This window comes from Halobacillus naozhouensis, from assembly GCF_029714185.1.
GTDB lineage: Bacteria > Bacillota > Bacilli > Bacillales > Halobacillaceae > Halobacillus_A > Halobacillus_A naozhouensis.
This window is the reverse complement of sequence record NZ_CP121671.1, coordinates 291,497-310,505: the sequence shown is the minus strand read 5'-3', so window position 1 is coordinate 310,505 and position 19,009 is coordinate 291,497. Positions and strand designations below refer to the sequence as shown.

General features: G+C 41.3%; 19 protein-coding genes. 12 read left to right on the top strand and 7 right to left on the bottom strand.

What is annotated here, in order from left to right:
• Positions 1-25: 25 nt before the first annotated feature.
• From ehuC to cypC, 4 genes are all read left to right on the top strand, one after another.
• On the top strand, positions 26-685 hold the full coding sequence (gene ehuC, locus P9989_RS01760) for an ectoine/hydroxyectoine ABC transporter permease subunit EhuC (protein WP_283078808.1): 660 nt from the start codon (positions 26-28) through the stop codon (positions 683-685).
• On the top strand, positions 682-1,392 hold the full coding sequence (ehuD, locus tag P9989_RS01755; protein ID WP_283077128.1) for an ectoine/hydroxyectoine ABC transporter permease subunit EhuD: 711 nt from the start codon (positions 682-684) through the stop codon (positions 1,390-1,392). The genes ehuC and ehuD overlap by 4 nt, the downstream gene beginning before the upstream one ends.
• Positions 1,389-2,165, top strand: a complete 777-nt coding sequence (gene ehuA / locus P9989_RS01750) for an ectoine/hydroxyectoine ABC transporter ATP-binding protein EhuA (protein ID WP_283077127.1) — start codon at positions 1,389-1,391, stop codon at positions 2,163-2,165. Before ehuD ends, ehuA begins: the two co-directional genes overlap by 4 nt.
• 155 nt (positions 2,166-2,320) lie before the next feature.
• Positions 2,321-3,580 carry a CYP152 family fatty-acid peroxygenase CypC gene (gene cypC / locus P9989_RS01745; protein ID WP_283077126.1) on the top strand — a complete coding sequence of 420 codons (1,260 nt, stop codon included), beginning with the start codon at positions 2,321-2,323 and terminating at the stop codon, positions 3,578-3,580.
• 119 nt (positions 3,581-3,699) lie between these two features.
• Here cypC and P9989_RS01740 read toward each other — a convergent pair whose 3' ends face one another.
• Positions 3,700-4,548, bottom strand: a complete 849-nt coding sequence (locus tag P9989_RS01740) for a LysR family transcriptional regulator (RefSeq protein ID WP_283077125.1) — start codon at positions 4,546-4,548, stop codon at positions 3,700-3,702.
• 108 nt (positions 4,549-4,656) lie between these two features.
• Between P9989_RS01740 and P9989_RS01735 the strand changes: the two genes are divergently transcribed.
• Entirely contained in the window at positions 4,657-5,868 is a 1,212-nt protein-coding gene (locus P9989_RS01735) for an MFS transporter (RefSeq protein WP_283077124.1), read from the top strand.
• Between the two features lie 323 nt (positions 5,869-6,191).
• Here P9989_RS01735 and P9989_RS01730 read toward each other — a convergent pair whose 3' ends face one another.
• Complete coding sequence (locus tag P9989_RS01730; protein ID WP_283077123.1) at positions 6,192-7,091, bottom strand: LysR family transcriptional regulator; 900 nt, start codon at positions 7,089-7,091, stop codon at positions 6,192-6,194.
• 118 nt (positions 7,092-7,209) lie between these two features.
• Between P9989_RS01730 and P9989_RS01725 the strand changes: the two genes are divergently transcribed.
• Together P9989_RS01725 and P9989_RS01720 are read left to right on the top strand one after the other, a co-directional pair.
• Positions 7,210-8,211 carry a YeiH family protein gene (locus tag P9989_RS01725; protein ID WP_283077122.1) on the top strand — a complete coding sequence of 334 codons (1,002 nt, stop codon included), beginning with the start codon at positions 7,210-7,212 and terminating at the stop codon, positions 8,209-8,211.
• Between the two features lie 23 nt (positions 8,212-8,234).
• The gene (locus P9989_RS01720) at positions 8,235-8,702 is read left to right on the top strand and encodes a GNAT family N-acetyltransferase (RefSeq protein ID WP_283077121.1); all 468 of its coding nucleotides are present in this window, start codon (positions 8,235-8,237) and stop codon (positions 8,700-8,702) included.
• 98 nt (positions 8,703-8,800) lie between these two features.
• Here P9989_RS01720 and P9989_RS01715 read toward each other — a convergent pair whose 3' ends face one another.
• The 3 genes from P9989_RS01715 to P9989_RS01705 form a co-directional block, all read right to left on the bottom strand.
• Positions 8,801-9,958: an AI-2E family transporter gene (locus P9989_RS01715; protein WP_283077120.1), complete on the bottom strand. Its 1,158-nt coding sequence runs from the start codon at positions 9,956-9,958 to the stop codon at positions 8,801-8,803.
• A 281-nt stretch (positions 9,959-10,239) separates the two neighbouring features.
• Complete coding sequence (locus P9989_RS01710) at positions 10,240-11,256, bottom strand: thiazole biosynthesis adenylyltransferase ThiF (protein ID WP_283077119.1); 1,017 nt, start codon at positions 11,254-11,256, stop codon at positions 10,240-10,242.
• Positions 11,257-11,465: 209 nt separating this feature from the next.
• Positions 11,466-11,618, bottom strand: coding sequence for a hypothetical protein (locus tag P9989_RS01705; RefSeq protein ID WP_283077118.1), 153 nt, complete (start codon positions 11,616-11,618; stop codon positions 11,466-11,468).
• 307 nt (positions 11,619-11,925) lie between these two features.
• Between P9989_RS01705 and P9989_RS01700 the strand changes: the two genes are divergently transcribed.
• Positions 11,926-12,477 carry an NADPH-dependent FMN reductase gene (locus P9989_RS01700; protein ID WP_283078807.1) on the top strand — a complete coding sequence of 184 codons (552 nt, stop codon included), beginning with the start codon at positions 11,926-11,928 and terminating at the stop codon, positions 12,475-12,477.
• 171 nt (positions 12,478-12,648) lie between these two features.
• Entirely contained in the window at positions 12,649-14,157 is a 1,509-nt protein-coding gene (locus P9989_RS01695; protein ID WP_283077117.1) for a UDP-N-acetylmuramoyl-L-alanyl-D-glutamate--2,6-diaminopimelate ligase, read from the top strand.
• A gap of 87 nt (positions 14,158-14,244) precedes the next feature.
• Here P9989_RS01695 and P9989_RS01690 read toward each other — a convergent pair whose 3' ends face one another.
• A complete protein-coding gene (locus P9989_RS01690) occupies positions 14,245-15,651 on the bottom strand; it encodes an FAD-binding oxidoreductase (protein ID WP_283077116.1) in 1,407 nt (468 codons plus the stop codon).
• Positions 15,652-15,728: 77 nt separating this feature from the next.
• Positions 15,729-16,358: a flavodoxin family protein gene (locus P9989_RS01685; RefSeq protein ID WP_283077115.1), complete on the bottom strand. Its 630-nt coding sequence runs from the start codon at positions 16,356-16,358 to the stop codon at positions 15,729-15,731.
• A gap of 528 nt (positions 16,359-16,886) precedes the next feature.
• On the opposite strand from P9989_RS01685, the gene P9989_RS01680 reads away from it, so the two are divergent.
• From P9989_RS01680 to P9989_RS01670, 3 genes are all read left to right on the top strand, one after another.
• The gene (locus tag P9989_RS01680) at positions 16,887-17,924 is read left to right on the top strand and encodes an AimR family lysis-lysogeny pheromone receptor (RefSeq protein ID WP_283077114.1); all 1,038 of its coding nucleotides are present in this window, start codon (positions 16,887-16,889) and stop codon (positions 17,922-17,924) included.
• A gap of 4 nt (positions 17,925-17,928) precedes the next feature.
• Complete coding sequence (locus tag P9989_RS01675) at positions 17,929-18,183, top strand: hypothetical protein (RefSeq protein WP_283077113.1); 255 nt, start codon at positions 17,929-17,931, stop codon at positions 18,181-18,183.
• Positions 18,184-18,315: 132 nt separating this feature from the next.
• Positions 18,316-18,786, top strand: a complete 471-nt coding sequence (locus tag P9989_RS01670; RefSeq protein ID WP_283077112.1) for a DinB family protein — start codon at positions 18,316-18,318, stop codon at positions 18,784-18,786.
• The last annotated feature ends 223 nt before the right edge of the window (positions 18,787-19,009 follow it).

The following is a 19,009-nucleotide window of genomic DNA, read 5'->3' as shown; positions in this document are numbered from 1 at the left end:
CAGAAAAAAGAAAGGGTGAGCTCAAATTAACAATTATGTTGAGATAATTCCCATACTATTAGAAGGTTTAGATATAACGATTACTGTTCTAATCGGCTCAGCTATTTTTGGCTACCTTATTGCATTTTTAGCCGGGTTCGGACGCCTTTCTAAGAATTTCCTTATACGAAACTTCACCAAAGTTTATATTGAAGTATTTAGAGGTACCTCATTAGTTGTCCAGTTATTCTGGTTTTTCTACGTATTGCCGGGTTTATTAGGCATCGAGCTGTCAGCTTATCTTATAGGGGTCATCACGATCGGCATGAACTACGGCGCCTATATGTCTGAAGTCGTTCGTGGGTCGATTTTAGCTGTCTCCTCCGGTCAGTCAGAAGCAGCGACTGCCTTAAATATGTCTAGATTTCAGCGAATGAGATTTGTAATCCTGCCCCAGGCCATTCGGATGATGCTTCCGGAGTTTGGAAATTACTTAATTCAAATGTTAAAAGCGACCTCACTCGTTTCTATCATATCGCTTGCCGATATTACTTATGTAGGATTACTGTATCGTGATGCCAATATATCTGAGGGTGTCGCAGTGTTTACAATGCTTCTCGTTCTATACTTCATCATTGCTCTGCCGCTCATCGGCTTAACACGCTGGCTGGAACGCTGGGCTTCGAAGGGAGTGGCTACTGAATGAAATGGAATTGGAGCACAGTTATCGACGTTTTCCCTTACATTTTTGAAGCCATGTGGACGACTCTTGGCTTAACCATTATTTGTTTTACTGTGTCGCTTATAGTAGGTGGGGTATGGACAGCTCTTAGAAGGATTAAATTCAAACCATTCTATTGGCTTATCAGTTTCATAATTGAATTTATTCGTTCCACTCCGCCACTTGTGCAACTTTATTTCTTGTTCTTCGCATGGCCATTAATTCCTTATGTCGGAGTAACACTTGAGCCATTTACTGTGGCCGTTCTAGGCTTAGGGGTTCATTTCAGCACGTATATTTCAGAGATTTACCGGTCTGGAATTGAAGGGGTGCCAAAGGGCCAATTAGAAGCGGCAACAGCACTAAATTATACAACAGCACAAAAATGGACAAAGATTATTCTACCCCAGGCAATCCCGCCCGTCATCCCAATGCTGGGTAACTACTTGATCATCATGTTTAAAGAGATACCTTTAACCATTGTTGTGGGTGTTGCTGGAATGCTGACTGCAGCAGAAGTGTACGGGGTCAATAACTTCGAATACTTAGAGCCTTATACATTAGTTGCCTTCTTCTTCCTGGCAATGAGCTATCCATCAGCTCTATTTGTACAATGGCTTGAACGAAAATTAAATAAACGGTATAAATCCACTGATAAAAAATCTGGTAAAAAAGGAGTGACAGCCTCATGAGTCAACCACTCGTAGAATATAAGGATGTACACAAATCATTTGATGATGTCGAAGTACTCAAAGGAATTAACCTGACAGTGGCCCCAGGAGAAAAACTATCCCTGATCGGACCAAGCGGCTCTGGGAAAACAACGATCATCCGCATGTTAATGACACTCGAGAAACCGACATCCGGCATCATTAACGTCGATGGCACACCCCTTTGGCATAAAGAAGTGAACGGTGAACTTGTTCCAGCTGATGAGAAACACCTGCGACAAGTAAGAGGAAACATCGGGATGGTTTTTCAGCATTTTAATCTGTTCCCCCATATGACTATTTTGAAAAATTGCATCTCGGCCCCTATTAACGTGTTAGGTGTTCCTAAGGAAGAGGCCGAACAACGAGCTAAAGAAATGCTCACCAAAGTTGGGCTTGGTGATAAACTTGACTCCTACCCTGCCCAATTGTCTGGTGGACAACAGCAACGTGTAGCCATCGCCCGCGCTGTTGTGATGCGCCCGAAAGTCATGCTCTTTGATGAAGTTACCTCTGCCCTCGACCCCGAGACTGTGGGAGAAGTGCTTGAAGTGATTAAGGACATTGCCAAAGAGGGTGAAATGGCCATGATTCTCGTTACTCATGAAATGGATTTTGCCCGAGATGTAGCGGACCGAATTGTTTTCCTTGAAGGAGGAAAAATCGCCGAACAAGGGCCGCCTCAACAAATCTTAGAAAACCCTGAAAGCGACCGTCTTCAATCTTTCCTGGAACGATTCCGCTCCACCTTATAGAAGCAAAGACGAAGAAAACACTTCACTTTTACAGTGAAGTGTTTTTTTATTATTTTGATACAAAAGAATTAGAGAGTTTAATGCTTTGAATCCAGGGAAGATTAATACAAAGGAAAAGCCTCGATCATACTACCGAATGGAAGGAGCGCTTCCTCATGAAAAAAGCCGATAAAACCCCCCGTGATAAAGGGTTGGACCATAGTTTGACTTTATTATTTGAAGGTTATCAGTTTATCCCTAAAAGAACTGCTCGTTTTGGAACAGATCTCTTTCAGACAAGGCTGCTTGGGGAAAATGTAATTTGTATAACAGGTCAGGAAGCAGCAAAGATGTTTTATGATAAGGAGCGATTCCAACGAGATGGGGCAGCTCCAAAAAGAATCCAAAAAACGTTATTTGGTGAAAATGGGATCCAAACCATGGATGGATCACCACACGAACACCGCAAGCACCTTTTCATGTCACTTATGACGGCCCCAAGACTCAAGAAGCTAGGTGAATTAACCCATAAGTACTGGGAACAAAAGGCTTCCAAATGGAGGAAAAAAGATAAAATAGTACTGTTCGATGAAGCACAGGAAGTTCTATGTCAGGCAGCCTGTGAATGGTCTGGGGTACCTATTAAAAAGACAGAAGTAACCCAAAGAGCTGCTGATTTTTCAAATATGGTGGATGCTTTCGGAGCCGTTGGGCCAAGGCATTGGCGCGGAAGAAAAGCGAGAGCTCGAGCAGAAAAATGGATTAGACAAGTCATTAGAAAAATTCGTTCCGGTAAATTAGAAGCAGAAGAAGAGACCGCTGCCTATGCTATGGCTTTTCATAAAGACATGGAAGGAAAACCGCTGGACATAAGGATGGCGGCTATTGAGTTAATTAATGTGCTCCGTCCTATTGTAGCGATTGCTACTTATATTACATTCAGTGCCTTAGCGTTGCATAAACGCCCTGAACTGCGCGATGAGCTTGAGGATGGCAATGACGACTATATCCAAATGTTTGTTCAGGAAGTCCGGCGGTACTACCCATTCGGCCCATTTTTAGGAGCACGAGTTCGACGTGGTTTCATCTGGAATCATTGCCATTTTAATGAAGGTCAGTTAGTGTTACTCGATATTTATGGCACCAATCACGATTCACGCTTATGGGAGAACCCCAATACTTTCTCACCTAAACGGTTTAAGAACTGGAATGGCGGTCTGTATGACTTAATTCCGCAAGGTGGTGGCAACTATTATAAAAATCATCGGTGTCCGGGGGAATGGGCAACGATTGAAGCCATGAAAGCCAGTTTGAATTTCTTAAATCAACTTGACTATAAAGTTCCCAAACAAAATTTACACTACAGCCTGGTGAGGATGCCTACACTACCTAACAGTAGATTTATAATGACTAATGTTAAGTCAAAGGAAGCCTGAACCTCACTTTCAAACCAGCTATCCATTAAAACTCCAATCCATGCTGATTGGGGTTTTAAATTTAGGATGATAATTAACCCGATGAGTATCCTGCAATGGATCTATCAACAGCACTTTCCTTATATCCAGGGCTTATTTTTCAGCATATCCACAAATGCTTCTACTTGAGGAAGAGCACGAATCCCCTCTTTTAAACACAACCACGTTTCCCTGACTAAAGGTTCTCCTTTTACCTCTAATGGAAGATGGGGTAAATTCATTAACTCCTCTGTTACCATACTCTTAGGAAGAACCGTCATCCCCAATCCTATTTTCATTAACTCCTTTGCTGTTTCAAACTGATCCACCTTCATGGATCGTCGAATATCCACCCCCCTTTGTTCCAGCATCCAGTCTTCTATCAGCTTCTGATAGTCGGCGTCTGTTTTAAATTCAATGAAAGGGCGTTGGTCTTCCCCAATCTCTATCGTATCGAAAAGATAAAGCCGATCGCTAAACAGGTGATGACATTGGTAATCCACGAGCTGTTCTCCACGAACAATGCATACATGAAAATCAGCAGCTGACTGGCGTATTTCTTCACTCACCCCTGTAATTAAATCAATGGTTACCTTAGGATAAGCTTTCGTATAAGCATCTAAAATCTTCGGGAGATAGTGCTGACTGACTAAGGAAGAAACCCCGAGTGACAGAGTTCCCGTCACCTCATCCACTGACTTTATCAGCTGATGATGTAATCGGGTTTCCTGAAAAAGCAATTGTTCAGCATGTTTGATAATTTGTTCACCTGCAGCCGTCACGATGAGCTGCTTTGGCGTACGCAGAAAAACCTTCACACTGAAATATTCTTCTATATATTTAAGTCTTTGTGTGATGGCAGGCTGTGATAAAAGTATTTTTTTAGCTGTGGCTCGTATTGTTTTATGTTCTCTCAAATTTAAGAGTAATTGGTAATCATCTATTCTCATAAGATCCCCCTATAACTTATACTTATCAAGTATTATTATAATTCAATATTATACTTATTTCATAAGCTGGGGTAGGATGAAGTTAGCTTAAAGATGTGGGGTGATGGGATGAATCGCACGAACAGAAACAAGCTTTTATCAGGCTACTTTTTATATGAATGCGGAAGGGCTATGTACTTTGTTCTTGTCACATGGGTTCTCTTTCAATGGACGGGGAATGCTTTATATACTGGATTATTTGTTAGCTTTGGCTTCGTCCCGGGGTTATTTTCTAATTTAATCTTCGGGGTGCTAGTGGACCGACATAATCGTAAGATGCTTGCAAACCTTGCGAGCGGAATGAGTCTTTTCATTCTAAGTTTGCTGCTTTTCTCATTTGTTTATGAATGGGTCACTCCGTGGTGGATGATCGCTACCCATATGGTGCTGCAGACTACTGGTTCCTTGTTCCGTCCATCGCTGCAGGCATTAGTTGCTGAAGTATTTGATCAGCAAGAGTTGCCGAGGATTTTCTCATTATCGGGAGCAGCCACCATTTCTGGAAGTTTACTAGGAGCGGCTTTAGGTGGGATCTTTTCCAGTTGGTTTGCAACTCCATTATCTTTGGCGATGGTGCTAGTCTTCTACTTGAGTGCCTTTATCTCCATTTCTCTAATGAAGTATATCCCTTCCTCTGAGCGGAAACATATGAAAAAACAGCGGTTCTTCACCGAGTTGAAAGATGGTTTTGCCTACTTAAAGAGTCATACCATCCTTCATAGTTTATTTATGATGATGATGCTTGGACAGCTCACCTTTCATACAACATTAGGTTTCCTATCTGTGTACACGAGTGCTTATTTAGATCGTTCAGCCCTGATTTACGGTTTTCTGGATGTTACTTTTTCCATTGGAGGGATTACAGCCGGTCTATTGGGTGCATGGTGGTGGAGAAAATTGAAAAACCATTTGGCGATTGGTTCACTTGCGAGTATAGCTCTGGGATTGCTCCTGTTAGGGATAACGCGAAACGTATGGATGGCTTTTACCGGTGTGCTATTCGTCGGGGTCGGGACTTCTTTTGTAAGAGCGCTGTTGCAGTCTGTTCAACAAATAGCTACTGAAAAAGAGTATCATGGAAGAATGTCAAGCTTTCGTATGCTGTGTAACCAGGCATCTGTTATCATCACCGGCCCATTGTTCGGTGTCATTGCCTCTACACTTAGCGCAAATGTCGTATTTATGACGTTACTTATCCCGGTTAGCTTAGGAATGATTTGGTCAATCTATCAATCCCGCCACCCTCTCTTCATGGAAATCACATCGAATAAAACGGCATAGAGATGAGGCATGTCATTAAGACACACCTCATCTCTGCATATGTTCTAAATCCAGATTAAGTACGTTATCAGCAAGCTTCTCTGTTATCTCGTTTCTTCCTTCGGTGTTTTATAAACCTTCTCTACCTCAACTCCCAGAGTCTTTAAATAGTCGACGAACTGGTCCAGGCTCTTCATGTTTTCACCTCAGTATAACTTGCAAAATTTGGCTCGAAACCACACCTATTCGTTCCGATATATTTTGTACGTTTTCACTCATTCGAATGTTTCAACATTTTCTCCCAATTTTACAATACCCTTCACTAAGTTAAATTATGCAGGTCTTCACAGATTTTCTTGTAAATTAAAAAAATCATTCATCAATTCGATAAAAACTTCTGCATTTTTGGACAGTTCCTGTTCTGAAGCCGGAAAAACATATGAAAAGAAACGTGTAGGCGGCTTGATAAACGGGAGATCATAAATATGATGGCGTGCATGCGTGTGATCCACAACCGTTTTCGAAATTAAAGACAAACCAAGTCCTTGCTTCACACCTTGTATGACTCCATGATTACTTCCAATGGTAATCATTTTGCGAGGACGGATATTATAAGATTCAAGAATGGAATCCATAACTGCCCGGGTGCCCGACCCTGCTTCACGCCCGATCCAAGTATGGTCTTGGAGTTGATGAAAGCCTACTTCTTCCTGTTTGCGTATGGAATGTTCGAGAGGCACGACCACGACCATTTCGTCCTCCAGAAACGGAACCGAGTCCAGTTCCCTTTTACTAACTTGCCCTTCTACGAGTCCAACATCTAATTCATGAAGCTGAACCCCCCGGTTTATCCGCTCTGTATTTTCGATCTCAATATGCAAATCAACTTCTGGATATTTTTCGTCAAAAACCTTCAGCAGCCCAGGCAAAATATATTCCCCTACCGTATAACTCGCGCCTATATGCAAAGAACCCCGCAATTGATTGTGGTAATCATTAACCTCCGTCCGTGATTTATCAATTACTCCTAAAACCTGGCGTGCCCGCTGATAGACTAGTTCCCCTGTTTGTGTCAGTTGGAACTTTTTCGGGGAACGATCAATTAATGTTGATTGATAAAATTTTTCCAAATTTTTAATATGAAAACTTACTGTGGGTTGAGAAAGATTCAACATTTTCGATGCTTTTGTAAAGCTCTGTAGTTCAATGACCGTTACATACGTTTTTAGTGCTTCAAAATCCATAAAGCCTCACCTTAATGATTAGTATTATTAATAGTTGCTATTATAAAGTTTTATTTTACTAATGACCAGTCCGGATCGTATAGTATTTTTATACTCATTTATAAAGAAGGTCAAAATTATGTTCGCTAATCTAGGAAATAAGATAGGTCCCTTGTTAACAGGAGTTGGCTTTACCTTTCTACTAGCATGGATCGGGTACGGACTCGCATTTCTGCCAGGAATGACCCAGGTTGGCCCTCTGGCCACATCCATTCTCATCGCTGTGTTGTATCGTCACTTTTTTGGATACCCTCACAGCATTCATACAGGGATTCAGTTTTCCGCTAAAAAACTGTTGCGGATCGCCATTGTATTATTCGGTCTCAAACTTAATATTGACGTCATCTTAAATGAAGGCGTACCTTTATTATTACGAGACCTGTTAGTCATTCTTTTTGCAATTGGAGTGATGATGCTTCTTGCTTACCTCTTCAAAGCTGACCGTTCTATTTCCTTACTGATTGGAGTCGGAACAGGTATTTGCGGGGCCTCTGCGATCGCTGCCGTTTCCCCGATTTTGAAGGCAAAAGAAGAGGATACGGCTATTAGTGTAGGAATCATCTCATTTATTGGTACTGTTTTCGCATTAATTTATACTGGATTGAGACCCTTCCTTCCGCTTGACGCAGAAGCGTACGGCATGTGGGCCGGTCTCAGCCTTCATGAAATAGCAAATGTAGTATTAGCTGGGGAACCTGCTGGAGAAAAAGGGCTGGCCATGGCGCTACTGGCTAAGCTTGGACGCGTATTTCTACTTATCCCTGTAAGCCTGATCATTATTTGGATTATGGGGCGAAAAGGAAATAAGGAGTCTGACAATCGAGTAGATTTTCCGTGGTTTTTAGTCGGATTTATTGTGATGAGCTTATTAGGCAGTTACGTATTAGGCTTCTATATCCCTGCACCTGAGCAATTTGCGAATGTAGTTTCTGCCGTGACCTCGTTTATCTTAACGATGGCTATGGTTGGACTTGGTGTAAACATCAGTCTGCACGATTTAAGGAATAAAGCGATTAAGCCGATCGTTGCGGTCGTTATCACTTCGATTCTATTATCTATCGTTTCGTACACTATCTTATGATATTAACCTACTGGAGGCGCACGATGATCACACTCTTAGCTCATAACAAGCGACAAATAGCTCGACAAATCCTTAACGTCCAAATTCCTTCCTACCAAAAGGAAGCAGAACTTTTACAAACGGACCGAATTCCGAGACTTTACGATTCTATTAACGATATTCTTTCTTGTAATGAAATATTTCTCGGCTATTTTCAGAAAGAAGAACTTGCTGGCTTCATCTCTTTCAAGAAATGGGAGGGTAACTTGGTGGATATCCATCGCCTTGTCGTTGCCCAAGCCCATTTCAGGAAAGGAATTGCAAAGTCTTTGCTATCATCGTTACTCAACAGGTTTCCAAACTCGACTTTTACAGTTAGTACCGGGGAAGACAACACCCCCGCCCGAAACCTTTACGAGAACACAGGTTTCATTCAGACTAGAAGCACACAAGTCGAACCGAATTTATGGATAAATCACTATAAACGCACACCAAAACGAGAGCTACCATAAACCCCCACCTCAGGTCATCCAAATAATGGATGACCTGAGGTGGGGGTTTATGGTATTTTTCTTCTTCTTTACGCAAATAAAGCCCGGAAACCCGGGCTTTATTTAGGCAGTTCATATTGGTCTTTTTCTTCTCTTACGTACTTATTGTACCTGAGTTGGAACCAGTAGAATATATGGACAGCAAGCACTTTGAAAATGGCATATCCCGGGATCGCCACAATAATACCGAGGACTCCAAACAAATGACCGGCTGTCAGTAAAACAAAAATTATGGTCACAGGATGGATGTGTAAACTTTTTCCCATAATCTGAGGAGAAATAAATTTCCCTTCAAGAAGCTGCACGGCTGTCCAGACAAACGCCAGTTTTAGCACCATAAAGGGCGATGTTACGATGGCGATGATTAGCGCAGGCATAATCGCAATCGTCGGTCCTAGATAAGGAACGACACTGGTAACACTGGCAATAGCCGCTAATAACAACGCATAATCCAGCCCGATTATAATAAATCCGATATACATCATTATACCAATACAGAAGCTGACAATGATCTGACCCTGGATGTAAGCACTAAGCTGATGATCAATTCCCTTGAACACGCTGGAAATCTCAGGTCTCACCTTAGGCGGAAGTACTCTCAGAACCATTCGTGGAAACCTTTCCCCATCCTTAAGAAGATAGAATAGAATAAAGGGTAAAGTAATGATCGCAATCAGGACACTCGTTAATGTAGAGATAAAGTTTGTAATCCCTTCGATGGTCGACCCTGCAAAAGAGGAAAGGTCCTCTGGCAAACGGTCAACCAAACTGCCAACATCCGTAAATAAGTTATCATAGTAACCCGCAAACATAGAATTCCTTAACCATTGGTCAATAGAGTTGGCCATCTCCATCAAATACTGGGGAAGTTCTTTAGCAAGACTCATAAACTGCTTTTCCAGAAATGGAATGATAAGAATGACTAGAAAAGTAATCAGGCCTGCGACAAAGACAAGGGTGATTAGGATTCCCCACACCCTCTTGATACCAAACCGCTCCAACACTCCGATGAGTGGTCGAAGTAAATAATAAGCCACGACTGTTAGAATAACAGGTAAAGCAATGGTTTCTATAAATACAACGAACGGGTGGAAAATAAATGAAACTTTTGTATAGACTAATATATTAACTCCTAAAAAAAGGATAACCCCAAGTATGTACAACAAATTGCGCCCGCCAAAGAAGCGGATAACTGGTGTTGAATCCCATCGATTCATTTTCTACAACCCCTTTATTATCCTCCACCATTTTTTACTATATCTATTATTCTAGCATATCAATAAAAAATCATGCCTTTAAAAAGGCACGATCATTTTAATATCTTTTTGATCTTCGTTTGTTCATTATTTTCTTTATAATTGGATAGATCATTGGACCGTATTTAATTAAACGTTTGATCAATTTACCCATTTTCATACCTCCTCCTGTTACTATGCCTTTGTCTTTATAATTCCCCCAGAGAATCCAATTTAAAACAAAACATCCTCATCATAAACGTTCACCCTAAAATTTTATGGTAAAGTCGACGAGCTTCTGTGATGTCTTTTGTACCGTGAATTAATACACGACCATCCTTAAAAAAGACCATTTGCTGCTCCCCTGTTTGATAAGACAATAAAAAGGGGTTTAACGACGTATCTCCCTCATGCAATCGTTCACGTAAAGACTCCAAGTTTAAATCTTGTTTGACAGCCGGGCGAATTTGCACTGTATCCCTGCCGCAAAGCACCGCTGTTTTCGTCTGGTTCACAGGTGATAAAAAAGGATAGCTTGCATCCTCTCCACAACTAGGGCATTCCGCCTTTTTCACATTATCCATTTTGATGGATGTGTATTGGTTGTTCCACAAATCGAAGGAAATTAACTTTTTATGAAGGGAATCGAAGTCTTCGACGATAATTTTCAAAGCTTCAGTGACTTGGTGTGCTGTAACCATGTGGACTGCCGGACTAATGACCCCCACTGTGTCACAGGTTGCCCCGCCAAGCGGAACAGTCTCTAATAAACAATGTAAACAAGGAGTTTGGCCAGGTATAATCGTGTAGCTGAGTCCATAACTCCCCACACACCCTCCATAAATCCATGGCACATGATAGAGTTGCGATACATCGTTGATCATCATCCTCGTCTCAAAATTATCGGTTGCATCAAGGACAAGATCTGCTGCTTGAAAAAGCTCCTCCAACTCCTCACGTTGCACGTCCATAATCAGTTCCGTTATCGAAACATCTGAGTTAATTTGCTGCAGTCGTCCTTTTGCGGCAATCGCCTTCGGGGTTCTTAATTCAGCATCCTCCTCTGAATAAAGCTGCTGTCTCTGAAGATTGCTCATTTCAACATAATCGCGATCAACTATTGTTAAGTGGCCAATTCCAGCCCGAACTAATTGCTCAGCACTGCTGGCCCCCAAAGCTCCGGCTCCGATAATCACTACATGTTTTTCTCTGATCAATTGTTGGCCGGCTTGTCCAATGGGCGCGAACAATTTCTGTCGTGAATAACGATCTGCACTCATGGTTTCCCCTCCTTTAACCTGCTTTATGTATAAGTGTAGCAAAAAATAGTTCAACTCTCCGCCTTCAAATATCTCGTACCTATTAAAAATCAGCGCCTAAAGACAGTTTTTTGTCTCTAAGACGCTGATCCAAGGAACGGCCATTGGCTCATTCACTTTTAATTTGATAATTTGTTCTCGCATAGCTAAACGTCACCACTTCTTAGTCACTACTTCCGTTTATTCTTACGGAATGGGGTTAGAAGTTTCCCGCTCATGGTACGCTTCACTTTAGGAGCGCCCATATTAGATTCCTTAGCTTCAGGGCTATTTTTGTAATCTTCGTCAAATAGCTCACGAGCCTTGGAATATAGCATAGTCATCGTGGTGACCTCCTTTCTAGTAGTATATAGAACAATTCCCGAAGTCTTAATGGATAAAACTTAGGAATTACAGAAATTTTACTCCCTAAAGTGGGGGTTACGCAATAGTTTTTTATAACCTTTTTTACCCATTTTTCGACCATTTTCTACAAATTCATATTTGACGAAGCCACCCCCTTCATAATATAGGTTTTCCATCCCTAAGACTTGATATACAGGCCATATTCGTGAGCACATATCTAGAATTATTTTCTTATTCTTTTTATAATTACTACTGATTACTATTGGGGAGGATTTTTTTATAATGATTAAAGTTGCCGCTCTTGTCGGAAGCATCCGAAAAGACTCATATAACATGAAACTGACAAACTCCATTCAAGAACGATATAAAGATCGTTTAGAAATAAACATCGTTCCGATTCGTGATATAGCTCATTATGATCAGGATATTGAGCATGAAGCCCCAGTCTCTGTGCAACGCTTTAAAGATGAACTAAGCGATGCAGACGCGTTTCTGGTCGTCACACCGGAGTTCAATCACTCGATACCAGGCGTATTGAAAAACGCCCTGGACTGGTTGTCACGCGGAAATCGCGAAATGGCTGGAAAACCTACTTTCATTGCTGGTGCTTCCATGGGAGTACTTGGTACAGTGAGAGCGCAAATGCAGCTCCGTCAAATACTGAATGCTCCTGGTATGGGAGCTAGCGTTTTGCCCGGCAATGAAATCCTTATAGGCTCCGTACACAATAAGATTAACGAACAGGGTCAACTTACTGATGAGGATACGATTGAATTTATTGATGGCGTCATCGACCAATTTGTCCTGTTTACAGAGGCTGCACTGATCAAATCATAAATGATAATCTCTACATTCCCTTATGCTTCCAATGTATAAGGGACTTTTTTTATTGACTTTCTTTAAATTTATAGCTATCTCCGGGTATCACGTTTCACAGTTTCAACGGCCGGGAATATACCCCTACCACTATTTTTAAACGTGCAGTTTTTAGAGAAAGGGGATATTCCAATGACCATTACACCTCTGCATTTTCCTGAGTGTTTGGGAAAGTGCACGATAACCGGTCCTTCCCTCCAGCAAGTCAGTTCTATTGTCTATGACTCAAGGGAAGCCACAAATGGATCTGTATTCATCTGTATAAAAGGTGAGCATCATGACGGCCATCTATTTATAGAACAAGCTTTAGGCCGTGGTGCAAAAGCGATCGTAGGTACAGACTCCAAGCACTTAAACAGGTACACACCTTATGATAACGATGTAAGCTTTATAACAGTTCATGACAGTAAGGAGGCTTTAGCCAGGTTATCTACTGCTTTTTACAATTCCCCCGCCGACCAATTATCTACGGTTGGTATCACCGGAACAAATGGCAAAACGACCGTGACATCTTATATTTATTCCATGCTCAATGCCTTATCTTTCCGAACAGGTTCTATTGGGACAGCAGGAATATGGACCGATCAGAAAAAAACAAAATTCAAGCAAACTGTTCCCACTACTCCTGAGGCACCGGACATTCATCACGTACTGAATCATTTTCAAGAAAATGGGGTTCAAGGGGCTCTTCTGGAATCAACTTCGATAGCCCTGGATCAAAAACGACTGGGTGGTATCGAATTCAATGTGGCTGTCCACACTAATTTGACGCCAGAACATTTGGAATTCCACAAAACCATGGACGACTACAGAAAGGCAAAGATGAAGCTTTTCAAACAAGCGGGAAAAGCGATAGTTAATTTGGATGATAAGGGTATGGCACAAGGTATTATCGATACATTTGATGGGGCACTTGTAACTTACAGTGTTACGGCAATGGCCGACTTTGAAGCTACAGAAATTCACTTTTCTGACAAGGGGACATTCTTTAACTTGCATGCACTAGGAAGCATTTACAAGGTTGAGGCTCCCATTTACGGGAAGTATAACGTATCCAATCTGTTAGCTGCTGTAGCATCGTGCTACCAGCTAGGCTTCTCTCTAAAGGAAGTTCTATCGGTCATTTCCAAAGTGAAGAGTCCCGAGGGGCGTTTTCAAATAGTAGACAATCATGCCCCTTACCAAATTGTTCTCGACTATGCTCATACTCCTGACGCTCTCTCACACGTACTACAAGCTGTAAAGGAAATTCCATACAAGAAGCTGATTGTTATGATTACGGGAGTAGGGTTACGGGACCCCAGAAAAAGGCCGCTCATGGCTAGAGAGGTCGAGGGACTGGCCGACGAAATTGTAGTTAGTGTCGATCAACCAGGTTTTGCAGATCGAGAAGTAGTAGTAAATGACGTATTAAAGGGTTTCGCTGAAACTTATACGAACCATATCCATTCACGGCTCTATCGAGAACAAGCTATTCATCATGCCTTTGATTTAGCTGAATCTGGAGACCTCGTTCTGTTGACAGGAATTGGGTTTGGCGGTTATCAAATCATTGGTGACGAAAAAGTACCATACTCAGAATTCGAAGTGATTGATCAATATTTTTCTTCTAAAAAGACAACGTTGAAAGAACCTGTCTAAAAAAGTCGCCCGCTTATTGTAAGCCGGCGACTTTCGTCTTTGCCTTTATGAGTTTTTCTTCTATTACAGCTATACAACAAATAAAGGTTATGGCTCACTTCGAAGCACCAGTTTCTGGCCTTTCTCGGCAAAAATTTTCCCTGGATTCATAATGCCATTGGGATCCCAGCTATCCTTGATCCTCTTCATCATACTAAGTCCTGCTTCTCCAACTTCACTTTCCATAAAAGGAGCTTTCATTGTTCCAATACCGTGCTCTCCGGATAACGTTCCGCCAAGCTCAATCGCTGCTTGAAAAAGTTCTTCAACCGCAAGTTCCACTCTGGCCATCTCTTCTTGATTACGCTTGTCACATAAAATATTTGGATGGAGGTTGCCATCCCCTGCATGACCAAAGACGACTACTTCTACATCGTACTTCTCCTTTATCTCTTGCATCCGATCCATCATGTCAGGAATCTTGCTCCTCGGCACTGTGGCATCTTCAGAAACCTTCGTTGGTTTGATCTTTGCAATCGCTGGAGAAACTTGTTTTCTGGCTTGCCAGATCTTTACAGCTTCCTCTTCCGATTCTGGGATCACTGTGTCTTTGGCTCCAAGATCTCTCATAATTTCTTCTACTAATTTTCTTTCGATTTTCAGAGCCTCAGGATGGCCATCTAGTTCAATAATGATAATTGCCCTGGCATTGACCGGTAAGCCAGCAGGCTGGAAGTTCTCAACAGCACGAATACAGGCCTGGTCCATGAATTCCATCTTAGATGGGAGAACTCCTGAAGTTAACGTTTTCGAAATGGCTCTACCTGCTAAACGTACGTCATCGAACACTGCCATCACAGTTTGAATACGAGGAGGCTTTGGAATAAGCTTCAGCGTAGCTTCTGTAATCACTCCAAGCGTTCCTTCAGATCCGACCAACAGTTTCGTTAAGTCAAAACCAGTAACATTTTTGATGGTTTGGCCGCCCGTACGAATAATTTCTCCTTCTGGTGTTACAACCTCGAGACCCAGCACAAAATCCTTGGTCACTCCATATTTCAACCCACGGGGGCCACCAGAGTTTTCAGCCAGGTTCCCTCCAATTGTCGCCACATGAGCACTGCTGGGATCAGGGGCATACATCAGACCATGCTTTTCTGCTGCTTTATTAATATTAGCAGTCAAAGTACTTGGAGACACAACAACAGTCAGATCATCAGCACGTACATTAATAGCTTCAGGCCACTGGGATAAATCAAGAACTATTCCTCCGTGGACCGGTAACGGGCCCCCACTCAGGCACGTCCCCTGCCCCCGGGGATATACAGGTATTTCATAAGTATTAGCAATTTTTAATACCGATACGACTTGGAATTTATTTTTCGCTTGGACGACAACTTCAGGTAGATACTCTCCAAATGATGCATCAAAGCTATAGCTATAGCGATCTGCTAATGCTGTCATGATTTGATTAGCAGGTAACTCCTTCTGTAATTCTGTAATCCACGCCTCCATAGCAAGCCCTCCCTTCGCAAATTAAATAGTATGCGAACAATAGATTATGCTTCGGTGCCTTTCTTCTTCATGTTCCATTAGTTGTCCATGGTGTTGCCTTCAGCAGGGATAGGATTGTTCTTAAGCATCCTTGCTAGATGAATTAGGTTATAGGCTTCCATCGTGGCATGTTTATCTGTAAATTCGTTTACGCTGCCTTCTGCTTCCATATAAGACGGACCTGGGCCAGCCTCCCCAAGCCAATACGTATCAACATTAGGCGGGATAACAAATCCTACATGGGAAAGAGCAAAAAGGATGGATCTGGCTGCTGTTTTAGCTCCATCTTCATTGCCTGTAATCACCACGCCTCCGACCTTGTTATAATAGACCGATTGCCCCTTATCATTTGTTACGCCTGCCCCTCCATAAATACGTTCAATGGCCAATGCAGCTAAACTGCTCTTCTCTCCCAGCCATATTGGAGTACCTAGTATAACTATATCCGCTCCCTTAATCTTTTGAAAAATTTGAGGCCATTCATCCCCATCTCCTAAATCATCACTAATTCCATACCTTATGTTGTAGTCTGCAAGCCGAACCATTTCATATTCCACTTTTTCCTTCTTGAAAATGTCGGTGACCTTCTCGATTAACGCTGCTGTATTCGACGGTTCATCACTCTGTTTAAGTGACGCATTTAATATAATTGCTTTTAATTCATTCATTGTAAACTCGCCTCCTTATATCTATATTTCTATTCCCATTTAGCACGGAAGCAAATCATTTATTACAAAAGCTGTTTCCCCTCCATAAAACATGGGTATGTTAAAATGCATACGAGTGAGTTTGCTTGGATTGTGTTTCCACGTTGTAACTTATTTTAGATACGAAGGTGCCCATTTTAGAGAAAATGGGTACTTATTTTTGTCGAATACAACTTCGACATGTTCTTAACCTCAAGTTCATTATCCAATTATTGCTAATGAAAAACCCCTTTATAGCAGGATTCTTATTGTTACTATAAAAATATACCTATATCGATGTGTCAACCATTCGTGACCATTCTCACTTTTTCTCCAGCAAAAACCTATTTCATTTTACACATATCTTTAACGTTACGTCAGAGTCAATCCTTATTTCCCGGGGAATATTGTCGTTTGTTGGGAAGTTTTCTGTAGTATTGTCAAATCACTTGTAATGGTAAATAATAGTTTTATACTAAACCTATAGTAGAGAAAGGTTGAGGGATTATCATGGTGAGTCATAAGGTTATTGAACCTAGTAGATTAAGCCAAGCCCATATGAATGAAGTGTCGACAATTTACCAAGTCTATCATGATCAGCTTAGACACACTTCGAGTAAAGAAGCTGCTGAAGCGACAAAGAATTATTGTCTTTCAAGCGCGCATGTTAAGACAGAAGACAAGCTGGCAAGTTATGAATTTCTCTATATGAACGACTTTTTCCATGAATTGGATGCCGTTCTCTCTACTACACAAGATAATTCTGAAATCCCTTTGCTATATCAAATTCTATTAACACGATACTCAAAGCCTTTGACTAATGAAGACTTAGAATGGCTGCAGACACTCTCCTTCAGCCATCCATCCTTGAGATGTCTTCATTTATTTACCCTAGTCTATGCCTACTATGACAGTAAACAGTACACAGGGTTAGATAAATATGTAGATGAGTGCTATGATGCCCTTTTGCAGGTTAATGAACCTTTATTCTACTACTATATGAAATTAAGATTTGATGAACTACTTTTTCAGCATTATTGGAAGACCAATAACATTCTTTTAGCTAAAAAGTATATCTATAAAGTCCTTAATACAGACCTTTCACCAAGAAAGCAAAGTAGTATGAACCACAATCTGGCCCTATGCCACCTCTACGAAGATTACGATTTGTCAATCGGCTATGCTTATGCAGGACTTAGCATTGCCAGAGAAAATCAATTAAATAAGGTTATTACATCGATTCAAAATTATACGATCCCTTTTATCTCAGCTTTTCATAAAAGAACCCTAAACATCACAACGCCTGACCCGGTTGAAACAGCTCATTTAGCTATTGCTAACAATGATCTAAACACGGCTGAGTCCATTCTTTCACGGCTATCCGTATTAACACCGTTCCAAGAAAGCTATTTAGGCCTGACAAGGAAAGATCGAACTATGCTTAACCGAGCCCATAATAGGTTTATTAAGGAATACGGCGATCACTTTTTTGCCCAGCTGCCTCTTTACTATTTGGAGCGAATCCATCACACCAATCAGGAGGAATAACTTTATGAAAAAAATACTTTCTGTTTCATTTTTAACGTTGGTTTTATTGGGTGCTTTCGGGTCAGGTTACAGTGCTCTTGTGTATGATCCGGGCGATCCGGGAATGGGGATCATTGAATTAGCTAAAGACCCGGGCGATCCGGGGATGGGATCAATCGAGTTAGCTTTTGATCCGGGTGATCCGGGGATGGGTTCTATTGAACTTACAGCCGCGGGCGGACCATCATACTTAGATCCAGGCGATCCGGGGATGGGTTAATAACAATTCAGAGCGAGGCTGACCGAGCAATCGGCAGCCTCTTTTTAATGAATAATTTTACAATTAGATAGGAATTAATCAGCTACATATAGAAATATAAATTTACCACTATTTATTTAAAGGGGGTATCCCATGAATCCATATTGCCAAAGTGCTTTTCACCAATTAGAAATTGTTATTGCTTCCCTTTCTGAAATTATTGGTCAGTTAACAGAAGAAGATTTAGCGTTTCGACCCACGCAGGGTAAGTTCTCAGTCGGCGAAACCCTTGAACACTTAGCTATGATCCCCATAGCCGATGGTAAAGTGCTGGAAGAAGCTTCTGAGGAAGACATGATTACCTTATACAGTTCCATTTTATTAACGACAAAGGCCGAAATATCAGAAGCTTTATATGAACATTTCTCATTACTAAAAAAACAATTTGAAGGTTACTCGGAAGATGAATTATTCACGGAAACGACTTCTTGGTGGGGAGTTACCTACACACGGTTTGAATGGCTCCTCGAAATGATCGCACATATGTACCACCACAGGGGACAGCTTCATGCGATGCTCGTTCATACTTATGATAAGGATCCGGAAATATTATTATTTGAATAGACACTTCGCTTCTATTACGAATAGGCCTTATGTATAATTGAAAATAAACAGGGTCAATTGATAGTCGAGGCATCTAATATCAATAGGGTTTCTATTGATAATTTCTAACAATGAATGAAAACCCCTATATGAAGCCTCTTAATAAACTATCCACCTGATAGTTTAAAATTATTATAAATAGATATTGATTTTTAATAAATTTATATTATAATAATTAGTGTAG

Excerpts from the sequence above, each read along its gene's own strand:
- P9989_RS01740 (WP_283077125.1), bottom strand. The coding sequence starts at position 4,548 with ATGAGAATAGATGATTACCAATTACTCTTAAATTTGAGAGAACATAAA.
- P9989_RS01725 (WP_283077122.1), top strand. The coding sequence starts at position 7,210 with ATGTTCGCTAATCTAGGAAATAAGATAGGTCCCTTGTTAACAGGAGTT.
- P9989_RS01715 (WP_283077120.1), bottom strand. The coding sequence starts at position 9,958 with ATGAATCGATGGGATTCAACACCAGTTATCCGCTTCTTTGGCGGGCGC.
- P9989_RS01735 (WP_283077124.1), top strand. The coding sequence starts at position 4,657 with ATGAATCGCACGAACAGAAACAAGCTTTTATCAGGCTACTTTTTATAT.
- P9989_RS01690 (WP_283077116.1), bottom strand. The coding sequence starts at position 15,651 with ATGGAGGCGTGGATTACAGAATTACAGAAGGAGTTACCTGCTAATCAA.
- P9989_RS01680 (WP_283077114.1), top strand. The coding sequence starts at position 16,887 with ATGGTGAGTCATAAGGTTATTGAACCTAGTAGATTAAGCCAAGCCCAT.
- P9989_RS01675 (WP_283077113.1), top strand. The coding sequence starts at position 17,929 with ATGAAAAAAATACTTTCTGTTTCATTTTTAACGTTGGTTTTATTGGGT.
- P9989_RS01710 (WP_283077119.1), bottom strand. The coding sequence starts at position 11,256 with ATGAGTGCAGATCGTTATTCACGACAGAAATTGTTCGCGCCCATTGGA.
- ehuA (WP_283077127.1), top strand. The coding sequence starts at position 1,389 with ATGAGTCAACCACTCGTAGAATATAAGGATGTACACAAATCATTTGAT.
- ehuD (WP_283077128.1), top strand. The coding sequence starts at position 682 with ATGAAATGGAATTGGAGCACAGTTATCGACGTTTTCCCTTACATTTTT.
- cypC (WP_283077126.1), top strand. The coding sequence starts at position 2,321 with ATGAAAAAAGCCGATAAAACCCCCCGTGATAAAGGGTTGGACCATAGT.
- P9989_RS01720 (WP_283077121.1), top strand. The coding sequence starts at position 8,235 with ATGATCACACTCTTAGCTCATAACAAGCGACAAATAGCTCGACAAATC.
- P9989_RS01695 (WP_283077117.1), top strand. The coding sequence starts at position 12,649 with ATGACCATTACACCTCTGCATTTTCCTGAGTGTTTGGGAAAGTGCACG.
- P9989_RS01730 (WP_283077123.1), bottom strand. The coding sequence starts at position 7,091 with ATGGATTTTGAAGCACTAAAAACGTATGTAACGGTCATTGAACTACAG.
- P9989_RS01685 (WP_283077115.1), bottom strand. The coding sequence starts at position 16,358 with ATGAATGAATTAAAAGCAATTATATTAAATGCGTCACTTAAACAGAGT.
- P9989_RS01670 (WP_283077112.1), top strand. The coding sequence starts at position 18,316 with ATGAATCCATATTGCCAAAGTGCTTTTCACCAATTAGAAATTGTTATT.
- P9989_RS01705 (WP_283077118.1), bottom strand. The coding sequence starts at position 11,618 with ATGACTATGCTATATTCCAAGGCTCGTGAGCTATTTGACGAAGATTAC.